Source organism: Pseudomonas sp. ML2-2023-3, from assembly GCF_037055275.1.
Lineage (GTDB): Bacteria > Pseudomonadota > Gammaproteobacteria > Pseudomonadales > Pseudomonadaceae > Aquipseudomonas.
The window spans coordinates 4,272,760-4,288,667 of the sequence record NZ_CP146343.1 but is presented as its reverse complement, the minus strand read 5'-3'; the positions used below and the strand labels follow the sequence as shown (position 1 = coordinate 4,288,667).

The window sequence follows — 15,908 nt, the reverse complement described above, 5'->3', positions numbered from 1 at the left end:
AAGCCCGGTTCCCGCAGTGTTTCTGATGCATCGAGGGTGAATGGATTACGAGTGCTTCGCCCTCGATCGCAGCCTTCGTTCCTCGTCAGCGACTACAGGCCTGGTTCTGTGCTCTCGTAATGTTTTGTATAAAACCACACAAAATAGCGTGACCTATGAGTCATAACGGGCATCTTCACTGTATCGTGTGAAACGTACGGGCGGGTGCCGGGCCTTTTTCAGGCTGTTTTGTCTATTTTTATGCACCCACATTCGCCGCATTCCTGCGCGATAAAGCCCTTTTATTGTCAGCGCCCCTCGATTGTGCGAGCGGGTGATCTCCAGCTATTCAGTATTGGGAAGCCACAATGATTGGCATTAAAAGCATCGCCAGTTACGTGCCAGCAAGCGGTGTAGACAACTACGCGCAAGGCGCGAAGTTCTCCAAGGACGAAGAATTCATTCTGGGCAAGATCGGTTCGGCCTTTCTTCCGCGCAAAGACGCCGACCAGGAAACCTCGGACCTGTGTGTCGAAGCGGTCAACGCGCTGTTCGCCAACAATCCGCAGCTCAAGCGCGAATCCATCGACGCGCTGATCGTCGTCACCCAGAACGGCGACGCCGAAGGCCTGCCGCACACGGCCGCCATCGTTCAGGACAAGCTCGGTCTGCCGACCCACGTGGCTGCCTTTGACATTTCCCTGGGGTGCTCGGGCTATGTCTACGGCATCTACGCGATGAAAGGCTTTATGGAAGCCACGGGCCTGAAAAACGGCCTGCTGATCACCGCAGACCCGTATTCGAAAATCGTCGACCCTGAAGACCGCAACACCACTATGCTCTTCGGCGACGCGGCCACCGCCACCTGGATGGGCGAAGACGCTCCCTGGCAGCTGGGCAAGGCCAAGTTCGGCACCGACGGTTCCGGCGCTCCGCACCTGAAAGTCAGCGATGGCGTGTTCTTCATGAACGGCCGCCAGGTCTTCAACTTCGCGCTGCTCAAAGTGCCTGCGCACCTGAACGAGCTGCTGGAAGAGTCCGAGCTGACCTCCAAGGACATCGACGCCTTCTGCATCCACCAGGGCAGTGCGGCCATTGTCGACGCCGTGGCCCGCCGTTTTGAAGGCGAGCCGGAGAAATTCATCAAGGACATGGTCGAGACGGGCAACACCGTGTCGTCGAGCATTCCTCTGCTGCTGGAAAAACACGTCATGGAAGCCAGCTGGAAGCGCGTAGCGCTGAGCGGTTTTGGCGTGGGCCTGTCGTGGGGCTCGGCGATCATCTATCGCCCATAAGCTTCAAGCCGACACACAAAACGCCCGTGGCCCAAAAAGCCACGGGCGTTTTGCGTTCTGACAGGGGGGTGATGCCATCTGTGGGAGCGGGCTTGCTCGCGATGGCATCAACCCGGTTTCCCTGAAGTACCGCGCCGCCCGAATCGCGAGCAAGCCCGCTCCCACATCAAGGGATGCCTGGCAGGTCATCCCTCGCTAACCCCCTGAAATACAAGGGATGGCCTCCTGCCAGTAAAAAAATTCAAAAAACCCCTCAAGCAACCCGCTTTGACGACGATAACTATTACGAAGGTTCTCTAGGCCACACCCGGCGGTTGCCAGGGCCGGAAGCCGCAGTATTCATCCAATGAGGATTTCGTCATGGCTTTATCAGTAAACACTAACATCACGTCCCAGACCGTTCAGAAGAACCTGAACAAAGCCGGCGATGCACTGAGCACCTCGATGACTCGTCTGTCTTCCGGCCTGAAAATCAACAGCGCCAAAGACGATGCTGCTGGCATGCAGATGGCCAACCGTCTGACCTCTCAGACCAAAGGCATGACCGTTGCCATCGCCAACGCCAACAACGGCACCTCGATCGCGCAGACCGCTGAAGGCGCGATGCAAGAGTCGACCAACATTCTGCAACGTTTGCGTGAACTGGCCCTGCAGTCCGCGAACGGTGATAAAAGCGACGCCGACCGTGCGTCCCTGCAACAAGAATTTACTGCGAAAACCGGTGAACTGACCCGTATCGCACAAACCACTACCTACGGTGGTCGTAACATCCTGGACGGTTCTTTCCAGAACCAGGCGTTCCAGGTGGGTGCTGATGCCAACCAGACCATTTCGTTTGGTATGAGCGATATCAGTGCTACTGGTTTGAAAGGTTCTTACAGTGAAGCGTCTGTGGCCGGCGCGGCGATGGAAAAGCTGTCAGCCAGTACCATTGGTTCCGTGCTGAAAAATGTCGTGGTTAGCCCTACGACTACAACGACCACTGCACCTGCCACGACTACGACTACGAGTGCCACAGCTGTCGGTACAGCTGTGGCCGACCTGAAAACGGGTGGGTCATCAGCGTTCACGGTGGGTACAGACACACTGACGATTAACAACAATCCAGTAACGTTCGCGGCCACCATGACCCCGGATGAGCTTAAAGCTGCGATTGAAGCTACAGATACCAATGGAAAGCTGAAAGCGGACATTGATGGCAACGGAGTACTTACACTTACGTCGGATGCCGATATAGAAGTGGGCGGTAACGCTGTGGCTAAAGTGGGCCTTGATGCTAGAACTTATGCTGCCACTTCCACTACTACTCCCACTGTCCCTCCCTCTACCACCACCACTACCACCACAGTGGGTGTAGCTGTTGCGAGTTTGGCAACTGGCGGTACTTCGAAGTTAACAGCTGCAGACGACATCACCATCAACGGCAATAAAGTTTTAGTTACCGCTGGCATGAGTGGTGCCGATCTTGCTGACGCTATTACAGCTGCAGACACAAGTGTAAGTGCGACGTTTGATCCATCCAAAGGGGTCATGACGCTGACCTCCACGACAGGGGATATCGCTATTGGAGGGGCTGATGCCGCCAAAGCAGGCCTTGCTGCTGAAGGTCCTGCTAAAGTTGGCAGCTCTGCGATAGGGGGTGCAGGTTCTATTACCGTAAACGGTAGCGCGGTCTCTTGGAAAGCCGGTGATACGGTCGATGATCTTTTGAAGTCACTTAAGGCGGTTGATGGGATTAAGTCTGCGACCATTAATGCTGAAGGTCGTATTGAGCTTAAGTCTACCGATGGTAATGACGTTAAGTTGGCCAACGTTTCTGGCGGCTCGCTGGCTAAGCTGGGTCTGTCGGCAGGTACTTCTCAGGCCAAGCTGACAGCTGATACATCGATCGAATTGAACGGCGTCGAAGTTAAGTTCAAGAAGGGTGACACTGCCGACTCCATCGTATCTTCTATCAATAGCGCTAGTACCGGTGTAACTGCCAGCAAGAACACTGACGGCACTCTGAAGCTGTTCTCCAACAAAGATATCACCGTGAAGGATGGTGCTGCGGGTACTGGTCTGGAGGCCTTGGGTCTGACCGCTGCAGCCCAGGCGGGTACTGGCACCGGCAAAACCACAGCCACCACCGTAGAAACCACCGTCTCCGACCTGAGCGTCCTGACCGCCGCTGACTCCCAGCGTACCGTCCAGGCCCTGTCTGATGCTATCCAGCAGATCGACACCCAACGTTCCTCCCTGGGTGCCGTACAAAACCGTTTCACCAGCACCGTGGCCAACCTGCAGAGCATTTCCGAGAACTCCACCGCTGCACTGGGTCGCGTTCAGGACACTGACTTCGCCTCCGAAGCCGCCGAGCTGACCAAGCAACAAACCCTGCAACAGGCTTCCACCGCGATCCTGTCCCAGGCTAACCAGCTGCCTTCCGCTGTCATGAAATTGCTTCAGTAATTTCAGCGCTGGGTTGAGAACAAAAGGGCGCGTTTACGTGCCCTTTTGTTTTTTCAGCATTTACTGCTTGAAGGTGGCACGAATTGTGAAGCTGCCTGCACCCTTGGCACTTGCTTCGTCAATAAAGCGATAGCCACCGTACAAGGAGAATACAGATGGCCAGTTCAACGATTACCGGTGTCGGTTCGGGTTTTGACACTGTCGGGATTGTGAAAGCCTTGGTGGATGCTGAAAAAGCGCCCAAGCAAAGCCAGATTACTGCGCAACAAAAAGACACCACGATTCAGCTGTCCGCTGTGGGCACGGTCAAAGCTTCGCTCGAAACCTATCGCGCAGCCATTGCCAAACTCAACAGTGTCTCCAGTTTCAACGGTTTGACCGCTTCGTCCAATGACGAAAAAATTTCTAAAGTCACCATCGATGACAAGGCGTCCAGCGGCAAATACGCGTTGAACGTCACTCAGTTGGCGACCGCATCAAAAATCACCAGCAAGGTGTTTGAAGGGGGCGCATCGGCGTCGGTCAACTCGAGCGAGCAAGACCAGACCCTGACCATCTCCCAGTCCGGTGATAGCTATGACGTCAAGATCCCGGCTGGCGCGACCATGCAGCAGACCCGGGACGCGATCAACACGCAGCTGCAGTCCAAGGGTATCAGCGCCAACGTTCTGACCGATGCCAACGGCTCGCGTCTGGTGATCGGCTCGCAGACCACGGGCAAGGGCACCGATATTACCGTCAGCGGTGATTCGGAGCTGGCCACCGGGTATGACGCCGGTAAGCCGCCGATGAATGCCGAGTACACCATCGATGACATCGCCATGGAGTCGTCGAGCAACAAGATCACCTCGGCCATCAGTGGCGTGACCCTTGAGTTGCTCGATACCAAAGCGTCCACCATCACCGTGGCCTCCAACACCGACACCCTGAAAACTTCGGTTCAGTCGTTTGTCAGTGCCTATAACGCGCTGCTGACCAGCATCAATACCCAGACCAAAGTCACCGCCACCGGTGATGCGGCGACCACCACTGCAGGTGCCTTGACGGGTGACGCGTCGATGCGTCAGCTGGTCAACGGTTTGCGCGGCGAGCTGCTGCAAAACTCGGGTACGTCGAGTGTCGGCAACCTGTCCCAGATGGGCATCAGTACCGATCAGAAAACCGGGCTGCTGACCCTGGATGACACCAAGTGGAAAGCCGCAGTTGCCACACCCAACGGTGCAATCGAGATTGCCAAGGTGTTTACCGGCGATACCGGCCTGATAACCCGTATGACCAAGGCGACCGAAAGCTATGTCGGCAGCAGCGGGTTGCTGGCGGCGCGGGCTACGGATCTGAACATCAAGCTGACCACGCTGACCACTCAGCAAGCAGACCTGGACCGGCGCATGGAATCCATGAAAAGCACCCTGACCGCCAAATACACGGCCATGGATGGCCTGATCGCCAAAATCAACGCCAGCAGCTCCAGCATCATGACCACGCTCAACTCCTTGAATAACCCTAAATCCGACTGATTTTACCCGGCCCTGGCACTAAAGCTTTGGCCGCTTCTGTCGATAAAAAGATCAAGAACCCGCGATTTTTGCCAGTCACCGTAATGAGGTCGAAACATGAACCCGATGCGCGCCCTTCGTCAGTATCAGAAGGTTAATTCCCACGCTCAAATCTCCGAAGCCAGCCCCCATCGCTTGATTCAAATGCTGATGGAAGGCGGTCTGGATCGCATGGCCCAGGCCAAAGGCGCAATGAGCCGTGGTGATATCCCGCAGAAGGCCATGTTGATCACCAAGGCCATCGACATCATCACCGGCCTGCGTCAGGGCCTGGATGAAGACAAGACCGATGACAAGGCTGCGTTGCAGCAGCTGGACAGCCTGTATGAATTCATGACGGTCCGTTTGACCCAGGCCAATGCCAAGAACGACCCTGAAATCATCGATGAAGTGGCTCGCCTGCTGATCACTGTAAAAAGTGGTTGGGATGCCATTGCCCCGCAATAAGCCCGAGGAGTGTGTCATGAGCCAACTGCAACGAATTCAGGAAACCCGCGTAGCACTGATTGATGCTCTGGCCGAGCGCAATTGGGATGCCATCGGCGAGCTGGACTCGGCTTGTCGGATGTGTGTCGAGAGTGTTCTGGATGAGGCGCCGCTGGATGAGGCAGTGTTGCGCGAGAATCTGGAAGGGCTGTTGGTGGTGTATCGCATGCTGCTGGAAGCCGCGACCGATGAGCGTCAGTCAGTCGTTGAGCAAATGGGGCAGATCAATCAAGCAAAAAATGCGTCAAAGGTTTACCATCTATTCGGTTAAGGCCTAAAGAATATGTGGTTAATCGCTTTTTAAACCGCCATAAATTTGACTATGCACAGTTTTTTGACTTAACTAGCTCGTTATTCTGTATTCAGTCGTCTTAGATATCCAACAGGGTTAGGGCGTCTACATATGCCCTGCCATCCGGGGCATTGAGTTGACTAGGGAAGTTGCTATTGCATGTGGCGTGAAACCAAAATTCTGTTGATCGATGACGATAGCGTCCGTCGCCGCGACCTGGCGGTGATTCTGAATTTTCTTGGTGAAGAAAATTTAGCCAGTCCTAGCCACGAATGGGAGCAAGCCGTCAAAGTCTTGCCGTCCAGTCGTGAAGTACTCTGCGTGCTTGTAGGCACGGTGAGTACTGCGGGTGGTCTTTCAAGCTTGCTTAAGACACTGGCTGTGTGGGATGAGTTCCTGCCGATCATGCTTTTAGGTGAAGTTTCTTCAGTCGATTTGCCTGAAGACCAACGCCGCCGGGTGTTGTCCAGTCTTGAAATGCCCCCCAGCTACAGCAAATTGCTTGATTCCCTGCACCGTGCCCAGGTCTATCGCGAGATGTACGACCAGGCCCGCGAGCGCGGCCGTCATCGTGAGCCCAACCTGTTTCGCAGCCTGGTCGGTACCAGCCGTGCGATTCAGCATGTGCGCCAGATGATGCAGCAAGTGGCCGACACCGATGCCAGCGTCTTGATCCTCGGCGAGTCCGGGACCGGCAAGGAAGTGGTTGCACGTAACCTGCATTACCACTCCAAGCGCCGTGACGCGCCGTTTGTACCTGTCAACTGTGGGGCGATTCCTGCCGAACTGCTCGAAAGCGAGCTGTTCGGGCATGAGAAGGGCGCCTTCACCGGGGCAATCACCAGCCGTGCCGGGCGTTTCGAACTGGCCAATGGCGGTACGCTGTTTCTCGATGAAATCGGCGATATGCCGCTGCCGATGCAGGTCAAGCTGCTACGCGTGTTGCAGGAACGTACCTTTGAGCGCGTGGGCAGCAACAAGACCCAGTGCGCCGATGTGCGGATCATTGCCGCGACCCACAAAAACCTCGAAAGCATGATTGAAGTCGGCGCCTTCCGCGAAGACTTGTATTACCGCCTCAACGTATTCCCGATCGAAATGGCGCCCCTGCGCGAGCGGGTCGAAGATATTCCGCTGTTGATGAACGAGCTTATTTCGCGCATGGAGCACGAAAAGCGTGGCTCGATCCGCTTCAATTCTGCCGCGATTATGTCGTTGTGCCGTCATGCATGGCCGGGCAACGTCCGTGAGCTGGCCAATCTGGTGGAGCGCATGGCGATCATGCATCCCTATGGTGTGATTGGCGTGGTTGAGCTGCCGAAAAAATTCCGCTACGTGGATGACGAAGACGAGCAGATGGTCGACAGCCTGCGCAGCGACATGGAAGAGCGCGTGGCCATCAACAGCGCTACTACCGATTTCGTCGCCAGCGCCAATGCGATGCTGCCGCCCGAAGGCCTGGACCTCAAGGACTACCTGGGTGGGCTGGAGCAGGGGCTGATCCAGCAGGCGCTCGACGACGCCAATGGCATCGTCGCCCGCGCGGCAGAACGCCTGCGGATTCGTCGCACCACCCTGGTGGAAAAAATGCGCAAGTACGGCATGAGCCGTCGTGAAGGCGAAGAACAGGCAGACGATTGACACCTGTCTCTGTGGGAGCGGGCTTGCTCGCGATAGCATCACCGCATTATTCCTGACACTGCGAGGCGCCCAAATCGCGAGCAAGCCCGCTCCCACATAAGTCGGGGCCGGCATAGCGGTTAGCTTGTGTTATCTATTCAGGCACGGGTATTGCTTCGCTTGGTTCAACGAACCGTTTTATGACGGTCAGCCAAGCGAGCACGCACCATGCCTCAAGCCGCCGTCCAGCTTTCTTCCGTTCCTGATCCCTATAGCCTGCTCCAAGCCCGTGTTTCGGAGCTTACGGGGGAGCTGGCGGTGGTCAGCGAGCAGCGCATGGCTGAGCTGGCGGAAAAAGAGCGACTGGCCAATCGCCTGCAACACCTGCTTGATCTGCTGCCGGGCGGGGTCATCGTCATCGATGATCGCGGACGGGTGCGCGAGGCCAACCCTGCGGCCTGCGAGCTGCTGGGCCTGCCCCTTGAGGGCGAGCTGTGGCGCCATGTGATTGCCCGCTGTTTTGCACCCCGCGAAGACGATGGTCACGAAGTCTCCCTCAAGGACGGTCGGCGCCTGTCGATTGCCACCCGTTCGCTGGATGCCGAGCCGGGGCAACTGGTCTTGCTCAATGACCTGACAGAAACCCGGCGCCTCCAAGATCAACTCGCCCGCCATGAGCGTTTGTCGTCTTTGGGGCGGATGGTTGCCTCCCTGGCCCACCAGATTCGTACGCCCCTGTCGGCGGCCCTGATCTACGCCAGTCATTTGACCGAGCAGGCGCTGCCGCTGGAAACCCAGCAGCGCTTTGCCGGGCGCCTCAAGGAGCGTCTGCACGAGCTTGAGCATCAAGTACGCGACATGCTGGTCTTTGCCCGGGGCGAATTGCCGCTGACAGATCGGGTCAGCCCCAAGGTCCTGATGCAAACCCTGCAGGCCGCCGCGCAAACCCATGTTCAGGGCGTGTCGATACGCTGGCAGTGCGATGCCTATACGGGGCAGCTGCTGTGCAATCGCGACACCCTGGTGGGCGCGCTGCTGAACCTGATCGAAAACGCCCTGCAAACGGGTGCTGTGCAGGTGCGGCTTAAAGTCCATTTATACCGCCGTGATAACTGCCTGAGGCTGTGCGTGAGCGACAGTGGCAGTGGCATTGAACCTCGAGTCCTGGCGCGTTTGGGCGAACCGTTTTTCACCACCAAGGCGACCGGCACCGGTCTCGGGTTGGCGGTGGTCAACGCGGTGGTACGGGCGCATCAGGGCCACTTGCAGTTACGTTCGCGGCTGGGGCGTGGTACCTGCGCCTTGCTCAGCTTGCCGCTGATTCCCGGTGTGGCGGAGGCAAACTGATGGTGATGCGAATTAACGTGCTGTTGGTCGAAGACGATCACGCGTTGCGCGAAGCGCTGGCGGACACGCTATTGCTGGCCGGTCACGGCTTTAAGGCGGTCAGCTCGGGGGAAGAAGCCCTGGCGGCGGTCACTTCGCAGGCGTTCAGCCTGGTGGTCAGTGACGTCAACATGCCGGGCATGGATGGCCACCAGTTGCTCGCTCGCCTGCGCGCCTGTCAGCCCCAGTTGCCGGTGTTGCTGATGACGGCTCATGGCGCCGTGGAGCGTGCAGTGGATGCCATGCGCCAGGGGGCGGTGGACTATCTGGTCAAACCGTTTGAACCCAAGGCCTTGCTCGATCTGGTGGCTCGCCATGCCCTGGGCAGTCTGGGGGTGGCGGACACTGAAGGTCCGGTGGCGGTTGAGCCGGCCAGTGTCCAGCTGTTGGAGTTGGCGGCGCGGGTGGCGCGCAGTAATGCGACGGTGCTGATCTCGGGCGAGTCGGGTACGGGTAAAGAAGTGCTGGCGCGTTATATCCACCAGCATTCCCGTCGGGTTGATCAGCCGTTTGTGGCGATCAACTGCGCGGCCATCCCCGACAACATGCTCGAAGCCACTCTGTTTGGTCATGAGAAAGGTGCCTTTACCGGCGCCATTGCGGCCCAGGCCGGCAAGTTTGAGCAGGCGGATGGCGGCACCTTGCTGCTCGATGAAATTTCCGAAATGCCTCTGGGCCTGCAGGCAAAACTGCTGCGGGTGCTGCAAGAGCGCGAAGTGGAGCGGGTAGGCGGGCGCAAGCCGATTGTGCTGGATATCCGCGTGGTCGCCACCACCAACCGTGATCTGGCGGGCGAAGTGGCTGCGGGACGGTTTCGCGAGGATCTGTTCTATCGCCTTTCAGTGTTTCCGCTGGCCTGGACCCCGCTGCGCGAGCGTACTGCCGACATCCTGCCGTTGGCTGAGCGGCTGCTGGCCAAGTACATCGGCAAAATGAAGCACACGGCAGTCGGGTTTTCGCCGGATGCCCGGGCGTGCCTGGGCGCATACCCCTGGCCCGGTAATGTGCGCGAGCTGGATAACGCGATTCAGCGGGCGTTGATTTTGCAGCAGGGCGGCCAGATCGAAGCGGCAGATTTTTGCCTGGCAGGGCCTGTGGCCTGCGCGCCCTTGCCGGCACTGGCTTCGCCGGTCGAGATTGTGGAGTCGGCGGGGGCGCTGGGTGATGATCTGCGCCGACGTGAATTCCAGCTGATTATCGACACCTTGCGTGCCGAGCGGGGGCGACGCAAGGAAGCTTCCGAGCGCCTGGGCATCAGCCCGCGGACCTTGCGCTACAAGCTGGCGCAGATGCGCGATGCGGGGATGGATGTTGAGGCTTATCTGTTTGCCGCAACCTGAGAGCGCCACTAAACCAGTGTGGGAGCGGGCTTGCTCGCGATTTGATCGACGCGGGGCATCAGACGTTGCGCGGTGATGCCATCGCGGGCAAGCCCGCTCCCACAGGTTAGGTGTGATCCTTGTCTGCGACGTTTTGTAACGGTAATTGTTATAAAACGACAAAGAGCTGGCACCCTTGTTGCTATACCTCGGTAAGCGCTGTGAAAGTGTCAAAAAATTGCGGGTCGTCGGAGGCAGTTGTCCATGAGCCAGGGTATTGAATTTAATCGATTGATGTTGGACATGCGGGCCATGCAGATGGACGCCATGGCTCAGCCAAAATCGGCTGTGCAGGCGGTTCCCGAAGCCGGTGCCAGCAGCTTTTCCGACATGCTCGGCAATGCGATCAACAAGGTCAGCGACACGCAGCAGGCATCGAGCCAGTTGTCGAACGCATTCGAAATCGGCAAGACCGGCGTAGACCTGACGGATGTGATGATTGCTTCCCAGAAGGCCAGTGTTTCTTTCCAGGCGTTGACCCAAGTCCGTAACAAGCTGGTTCAGGCATACCAAGACATCATGCAGATGCCGGTTTAAGGGCGATATCAAGTCATGGCAGATGCACTCCCGGATAACGTTCCGGCCCAAACAGGCCCAGCCGGCGGCAAGCCGCCGCTGTTTGGCCTGTCTTTTCTGGACAACCTGGCCGATATGACCATGCTGCGTCAGGTCGGCCTGATGGTCGGCCTGGCGGCGAGCGTGGCCATTGGTTTTGCCGTTGTGTTGTGGTCCCAGCAACCCGATTACCGGCCGCTGTATGGCAGCCTGGCCGGTATGGATGCCAAGCAGGTCATGGAAACCCTGGCCTCCGCCGACATTGCCTACACCGTTGAGCCCAACTCGGGCGCCTTGCTGGTCAAGGCCGACGACATTGCCCGTGCCCGCCTGAAACTGGCGGCCGCAGGCGTCACGCCGACCGACAGCAATATCGGTTTCGAAATCCTCGACAAGGACCAGGGCCTGGGCACCAGCCAGTTCATGGAGGCCACGCGTTATCGTCGTGGTCTGGAAGGCGAGTTGGCGCGCACCATTTCCAGCCTCAATAACGTCAAGGGTGCACGGGTTCACCTGGCGATTCCCAAAAGCTCGGTGTTCGTGCGCGATGAGCGCAGGCCCAGTGCGTCGGTCCTGGTTGAACTCTACGCGGGCCGCTCGCTGGAGCCGGGCCAGGTGCTGGCGATCGTCAATCTGGTCGCCACCAGCGTGCCTGAATTGAGCAAGTCCCAGATCACCGTGGTCGACCAAAAAGGCAATCTGCTTTCGGATCAGGGTGAAAACTCCGAACTGACCATGGCCGGCAAGCAGTTCGACTACAGCCGCCGCATGGAAGGCATGTTGACTCAGCGCGTGCACAACATCCTGCAGCCGGTGCTGGGCAATGACCGTTACAAGGCAGAAGTGTCGGCCGATGTGGATTTCAGTGCCGTCGAGTCCACCTCCGAGCAGTTCAACCCCGATCAACCGGCGCTGCGCAGCGAGCAATCGACCAGCGAGCAACGCACCGCCAGCAATGGCCCCCAAGGCGTGCCCGGCGCCTTGAGCAATCAGCCGCCGAGCCCGGCCACCGCCCCTCAGCAAACCGGCCAGGGCGCCGCCGCAGCGGGCATGATCCAGCCGGGTCAGCCTTTGCTCGATGCCAACGGTCAGCAAATCATGGACCCCGGCACCGGCCAGCCGATGCTGGCACCGTACCCGGCAGACAAGCGCTCGCAATCGACCCGCAACTTCGAGCTGGACCGCTCCATCAGCCACACCAAGCAGCAGCAGGGCAGGGTCAATCGCCTGTCGGTGGCGGTGGTGATCGACGACAAGATCAGCGTCAACCCGGCCAACGGTGAAATCACCCAGGTACCGTGGAGCACCGATCAACTGGCACGCTTTACCCGCCTGGTGCAGGACGCCGTGGGTTTTGATGCCAGCCGTGGCGACAGTGTCAGTGTGATCAACGTGCCGTTCTCCACCGAGCGCGCCGAAGTGATCGCCGACATCCCGTTCTATTCGCAGCCCTGGTTCTGGGATGTGGTCAAACAAGTACTGGGTGTGCTGTTTATTCTGGTGCTGGTGTTTGGTGTGTTGCGCCCGGTGCTCAACAACATCACCGGCAACGGTCGCAACAAGCAAGTGGCAGGCATTGGCAGCGATGCCGAGATGGGCGGCCCGGGCGGACTCGATCGTGAGTTGGCCAACGACCGTGTCAGCCTCAGCGGTCCGCAGAGCATCATGTTGCCAAGCCCGAGTGAAGGCTATGACGCTCAGTTGAACGCAATCAAGAGTCTGGTCGCAGAAGATCCGGGCCGTGTGGCCCAGGTAGTAAAAGAGTGGATCAATGCCGATGAGTGATAACCGTGCGGGCGCCAACGCCAAGTTGACCCGGGTCGACAAGGCCGCCATTTTGCTGCTGTCCCTGGGCGAATCCGACGCGGCCCAGGTGCTGCGCCACATGGGCCCCAAAGAGGTCCAGCGGGTGGGGGTGGCGATGGCGCAAATGCGCAACGTTCACCGTGAGCAGGTCGAGCAGGTGATGAGCGAGTTCGTCGAGATCGTCGGCGACCAGACCAGCCTTGGCGTGGGCTCGGACAGCTACATCCGCAAAATGCTCACCTCGGCCCTGGGCGAAGACAAGGCCAACGGCCTGATCGACCGCATCCTGCTGGGTGGCAACACCAGTGGCCTCGACAGCCTGAAGTGGATGGAACCGCGTGCCGTGGCCGACGTGATCCGCTTCGAGCACCCGCAAATCCAGGCCATTGTGGTGGCGTATCTGGACCCGGACCAGGCGGGTGAAGTGCTGGGTCACTTCGACCAGAAGGCGCGCCTGGACATCATCCTGCGGGTTTCGTCGCTCAATACTGTGCAGCCGGCGGCGCTCAAAGAGCTGAACCAGATCCTCGAAAAACAGTTCTCCGGCAACTCCAATGCGGCGCGCACCTCTCTGGGCGGCGTCAAGCGGGCGGCCGACATCATGAACTTCCTCGACAGCTCGATGGAATCCCAGTTGATGGATTCGATCCGCGACATCGACGAAGACCTGTCGGGTCAGATCGAAGACCTGATGTTCGTGTTCAACAACCTGGCCGACGTAGACGACCGGGGGATCCAGGCGTTGCTGCGCGAGGTGTCCTCGGACGTGCTGGTGCTGGCGCTCAAGGGCTCCGACGAGAACGTGCAGGAAAAAATCTTCAAGAATATGTCCAAGCGCGCGGCCGAACTGTTGCGTGACGACCTGGAAGCCAAGGGCCCGGTACGTGTCAGTGATGTTGAAACTGCGCAGAAAGAAATCCTCACCATCGCCCGCCGTATGGCCGAAGCCGGAGACATTGTTCTCGGCGGGAAGGGCGGCGAAGAGATGATCTAAGTGAGCAGCGGTGACTCCCCCGGAGATGTGATTCGGGCCAAGGATGTGGGTGCCTTCGATGTATGGGGCCTGCCCAGCTTTGACCCTTGGCGCGAGCCCGAAGAGCCTGAGCCCGAGCCGGTCGAAGAGCTGCCGGTGGAAAGCGAAGAAGTGCCGCTGGATGAAGTCCAGCCACTGACCCTCGAAGAACTCGAAAGCATTCGCCAGGAAGCCTGGAACGAAGGCTTTGCCACGGGCGAAAAAGAAGGTTTTCACAGCACTCAGCTCAAGGTTCGCCAGGAAGCCGAGGTTGCCCTGAGCGCCAGGGTTGCCAGCCTTGAACGCTTGATGAACAGCTTGCTGGCGCCGCTTGCCGAGCAGGACCAGCAACTTGAAAAAGCCATGGTCGGGCTGGTCGAGCACATGACCCGGCAAGTGATCCAGCGTGAGCTCAAAACCGATTCGACCCAGATCGAGAAAGTGCTGCGCGAGGGTTTGAAGCTGTTGCCGATGGGTGCCGAGAACATTCGGCTGTTCATCAATCCGCAGGATTTCGATCAGATCAAGGCCTTGCGCGAGCGCCACGACGAACACTGGCGGATTGTCGAAGACGACACCCTGCAGCCCGGCGGTTGCCGGATTGAAACCGAGCACAGCCGCATCGATGCCAGCATCGAAACCCGTATCAAACAGGCCATGAACCAGTTGCTCGACCAGCTCCACGAGCAGTCGCTGCATCCGGCGGCGCCTGACATCGACATCGACCTCGATGCACCTTAAGCGCACCAGCTTTGCCAAGCGCCTGAGCACCTATGCCCCGGCTGTGTCTTTGCCTGCGCAGCCGGTGGTTGAAGGCCGATTGCTGCGCATGGTTGGCCTGACCCTTGAAGCCGAAGGCCTGCGCGCCGCCATGGGCAGTCGTTGCCTGGTGATCAACGACGACAGTTTTCACCCGGTGGAAGTCGAAGCCGAGGTGATGGGCTTCTCCGGTGGCAAAATCTTCCTGATGCCCGTGGGCAGCGTCGCCGGGATCGCGCCGGGCGCCCGTGTGGTGCCCCTGGCCGATAATGGCCGCCTGCCGATGGGCATGAGCATGCTCGGTCGGGTGCTTGACGGCGCCGGGCGTGCACTGGATGGCAAAGGGCCGATGAAGGCCGAAGACTGGGTACCGATGGACGGGCCTGCCATCAACCCCCTCAAGCGTGACCCGATCAGCGTGCCGCTGGACGTGGGCATTCGCAGCATCAACGGTTTATTGACGGTCGGACGCGGCCAGCGTCTGGGCCTGTTTGCCGGTACGGGCGTGGGCAAGAGTGTGCTGCTGGGGATGATGACCCGTTTTACCGAGGCCGACATTATCGTGGTTGGCCTGATCGGTGAGCGGGGTCGTGAGGTAAAGGAATTTATCGAGCATATCCTCGGCACCGAAGGTCTCAAGCGCTCGGTGGTCGTGGCATCGCCTGCCGATGACGCGCCGCTGATGCGTTTGCGTGCAGCCATGTACTGCACGCGAATCGCCGAATATTTTCGCGACAAGGGCAAGAATGTCCTGTTGCTGATGGATTCCCTGACTCGATTCGCCCAGGCCCAGCGGGAAATCGCCCTGGCCATTGGCGAGCCGCCAGCGACCAAGGGCTATCCGCCTTCGGTGTTCGCCAAACTGCCCAAGCTGGTGGAGCGGGCCGGTAATGCCGAGGCCGGTGGCGGTTCGATCACGGCGTTCTATACCGTGCTCTCTGAAGGCGATGACCAGCAGGACCCCATCGCCGACTCGGCGCGGGGCGTGCTCGACGGCCATATCGTGTTGTCCCGGCGCCTGGCCGAAGAGGGGCATTACCCGGCCATCGATATTGAAGCGTCCATCAGCCGGGTCATGCCGTCGGTGGTCACGCCAGAACACATGCGTCGTGCGCAGCAGTTCAAACAGCTGTGGTCCCGCTTCCAGCAAGCACGCGACCTGATCAGCGTGGGCGCCTATGTGCCGGGTGGCGACCGTGAAACCGATACCGCCATTGCCTTGCAACCGGCAATGGTGGCGTACCTGCGCCAAGGGCTGAACGACAACATCAGCCTGGCCGAGAGCGGCGGGCATCTGGGCAGCATCTTCGCCCCGGCAGAGGGTGGTTAATC

13 protein-coding genes are annotated in these 15,908 nt (G+C 58.9%); all 13 read left to right on the top strand.

Annotated elements, in window-relative coordinates; genetic code table 11:
* The first annotated feature begins 347 nt into the window (after positions 1 to 347).
* The 13 genes from V6P94_RS19770 (at position 348) to fliI (ending at position 15,906) form a co-directional block, all read left to right on the top strand.
* Positions 348 to 1,274 carry a ketoacyl-ACP synthase III gene (locus tag V6P94_RS19770; RefSeq protein WP_019828801.1) on the top strand — a complete coding sequence of 309 codons (927 nt, stop codon included), beginning with the start codon at positions 348 to 350 and terminating at the stop codon, positions 1,272 to 1,274.
* A gap of 360 nt (positions 1,275 to 1,634) precedes the next feature.
* On the top strand, positions 1,635 to 3,725 hold the full coding sequence (locus V6P94_RS19765; RefSeq protein ID WP_338648390.1) for a flagellin: 2,091 nt from the start codon (positions 1,635 to 1,637) through the stop codon (positions 3,723 to 3,725).
* 155 nt (positions 3,726 to 3,880) lie between these two features.
* Positions 3,881 to 5,242, top strand: coding sequence for a flagellar filament capping protein FliD (fliD, locus tag V6P94_RS19760; RefSeq protein ID WP_338648388.1), 1,362 nt, complete (start codon positions 3,881 to 3,883; stop codon positions 5,240 to 5,242).
* A gap of 96 nt (positions 5,243 to 5,338) precedes the next feature.
* Positions 5,339 to 5,728, top strand: a complete 390-nt coding sequence (gene fliS / locus V6P94_RS19755; RefSeq protein WP_019828806.1) for a flagellar export chaperone FliS — start codon at positions 5,339 to 5,341, stop codon at positions 5,726 to 5,728.
* Between the two features lie 16 nt (positions 5,729 to 5,744).
* Positions 5,745 to 6,038 (top strand): flagellar protein FliT, encoded by a 294-nt coding sequence (locus tag V6P94_RS19750; RefSeq protein WP_338648385.1) that lies wholly within the window; start codon positions 5,745 to 5,747, stop codon positions 6,036 to 6,038.
* 180 nt (positions 6,039 to 6,218) lie between these two features.
* Entirely contained in the window at positions 6,219 to 7,700 is a 1,482-nt protein-coding gene (locus V6P94_RS19745; RefSeq protein WP_133075994.1) for a sigma-54 dependent transcriptional regulator, read from the top strand.
* A 207-nt stretch (positions 7,701 to 7,907) separates the two neighbouring features.
* Positions 7,908 to 9,026 carry a PAS domain-containing sensor histidine kinase gene (locus V6P94_RS19740; RefSeq protein ID WP_219262977.1) on the top strand — a complete coding sequence of 373 codons (1,119 nt, stop codon included), beginning with the start codon at positions 7,908 to 7,910 and terminating at the stop codon, positions 9,024 to 9,026.
* A gap of 5 nt (positions 9,027 to 9,031) precedes the next feature.
* Entirely contained in the window at positions 9,032 to 10,405 is a 1,374-nt protein-coding gene (locus tag V6P94_RS19735) for a sigma-54 dependent transcriptional regulator (protein ID WP_338649459.1), read from the top strand.
* Between the two features lie 243 nt (positions 10,406 to 10,648).
* Complete coding sequence (fliE, locus tag V6P94_RS19730; protein ID WP_019828811.1) at positions 10,649 to 10,981, top strand: flagellar hook-basal body complex protein FliE; 333 nt, start codon at positions 10,649 to 10,651, stop codon at positions 10,979 to 10,981.
* A 15-nt stretch (positions 10,982 to 10,996) separates the two neighbouring features.
* Positions 10,997 to 12,784, top strand: coding sequence for a flagellar basal-body MS-ring/collar protein FliF (gene fliF / locus V6P94_RS19725; protein ID WP_133075997.1), 1,788 nt, complete (start codon positions 10,997 to 10,999; stop codon positions 12,782 to 12,784).
* Positions 12,777 to 13,799 (top strand): flagellar motor switch protein FliG, encoded by a 1,023-nt coding sequence (gene fliG, locus V6P94_RS19720; RefSeq protein WP_133075998.1) that lies wholly within the window; start codon positions 12,777 to 12,779, stop codon positions 13,797 to 13,799. The genes fliF and fliG overlap by 8 nt, the downstream gene beginning before the upstream one ends.
* The gene (gene fliH / locus V6P94_RS19715; RefSeq protein ID WP_133075999.1) at positions 13,800 to 14,558 is read left to right on the top strand and encodes a flagellar assembly protein FliH; all 759 of its coding nucleotides are present in this window, start codon (positions 13,800 to 13,802) and stop codon (positions 14,556 to 14,558) included. It begins immediately after the preceding gene.
* Positions 14,548 to 15,906, top strand: coding sequence for a flagellar protein export ATPase FliI (fliI, locus tag V6P94_RS19710; protein WP_133076000.1), 1,359 nt, complete (start codon positions 14,548 to 14,550; stop codon positions 15,904 to 15,906). Before fliH ends, fliI begins: the two co-directional genes overlap by 11 nt.
* Positions 15,907 to 15,908: the final 2 nt, after the last annotated feature.

Bases quoted from the DNA above. Each gene is read 5' to 3' on its own strand.
- fliD (WP_338648388.1), top strand. From the start codon at position 3,881: ATGGCCAGTTCAACGATTACCGGTGTCGGTTCGGGTTTTGACACTGTC.
- V6P94_RS19735 (WP_338649459.1), top strand. From the start codon at position 9,032: ATGCGAATTAACGTGCTGTTGGTCGAAGACGATCACGCGTTGCGCGAA.
- V6P94_RS19745 (WP_133075994.1), top strand. From the start codon at position 6,219: ATGTGGCGTGAAACCAAAATTCTGTTGATCGATGACGATAGCGTCCGT.
- fliI (WP_133076000.1), top strand. From the start codon at position 14,548: ATGCACCTTAAGCGCACCAGCTTTGCCAAGCGCCTGAGCACCTATGCC.
- fliS (WP_019828806.1), top strand. From the start codon at position 5,339: ATGAACCCGATGCGCGCCCTTCGTCAGTATCAGAAGGTTAATTCCCAC.
- V6P94_RS19770 (WP_019828801.1), top strand. From the start codon at position 348: ATGATTGGCATTAAAAGCATCGCCAGTTACGTGCCAGCAAGCGGTGTA.
- V6P94_RS19740 (WP_219262977.1), top strand. From the start codon at position 7,908: ATGCCTCAAGCCGCCGTCCAGCTTTCTTCCGTTCCTGATCCCTATAGC.
- V6P94_RS19765 (WP_338648390.1), top strand. From the start codon at position 1,635: ATGGCTTTATCAGTAAACACTAACATCACGTCCCAGACCGTTCAGAAG.
- V6P94_RS19750 (WP_338648385.1), top strand. From the start codon at position 5,745: ATGAGCCAACTGCAACGAATTCAGGAAACCCGCGTAGCACTGATTGAT.
- fliG (WP_133075998.1), top strand. From the start codon at position 12,777: ATGAGTGATAACCGTGCGGGCGCCAACGCCAAGTTGACCCGGGTCGAC.
- fliF (WP_133075997.1), top strand. From the start codon at position 10,997: ATGGCAGATGCACTCCCGGATAACGTTCCGGCCCAAACAGGCCCAGCC.
- fliE (WP_019828811.1), top strand. From the start codon at position 10,649: ATGAGCCAGGGTATTGAATTTAATCGATTGATGTTGGACATGCGGGCC.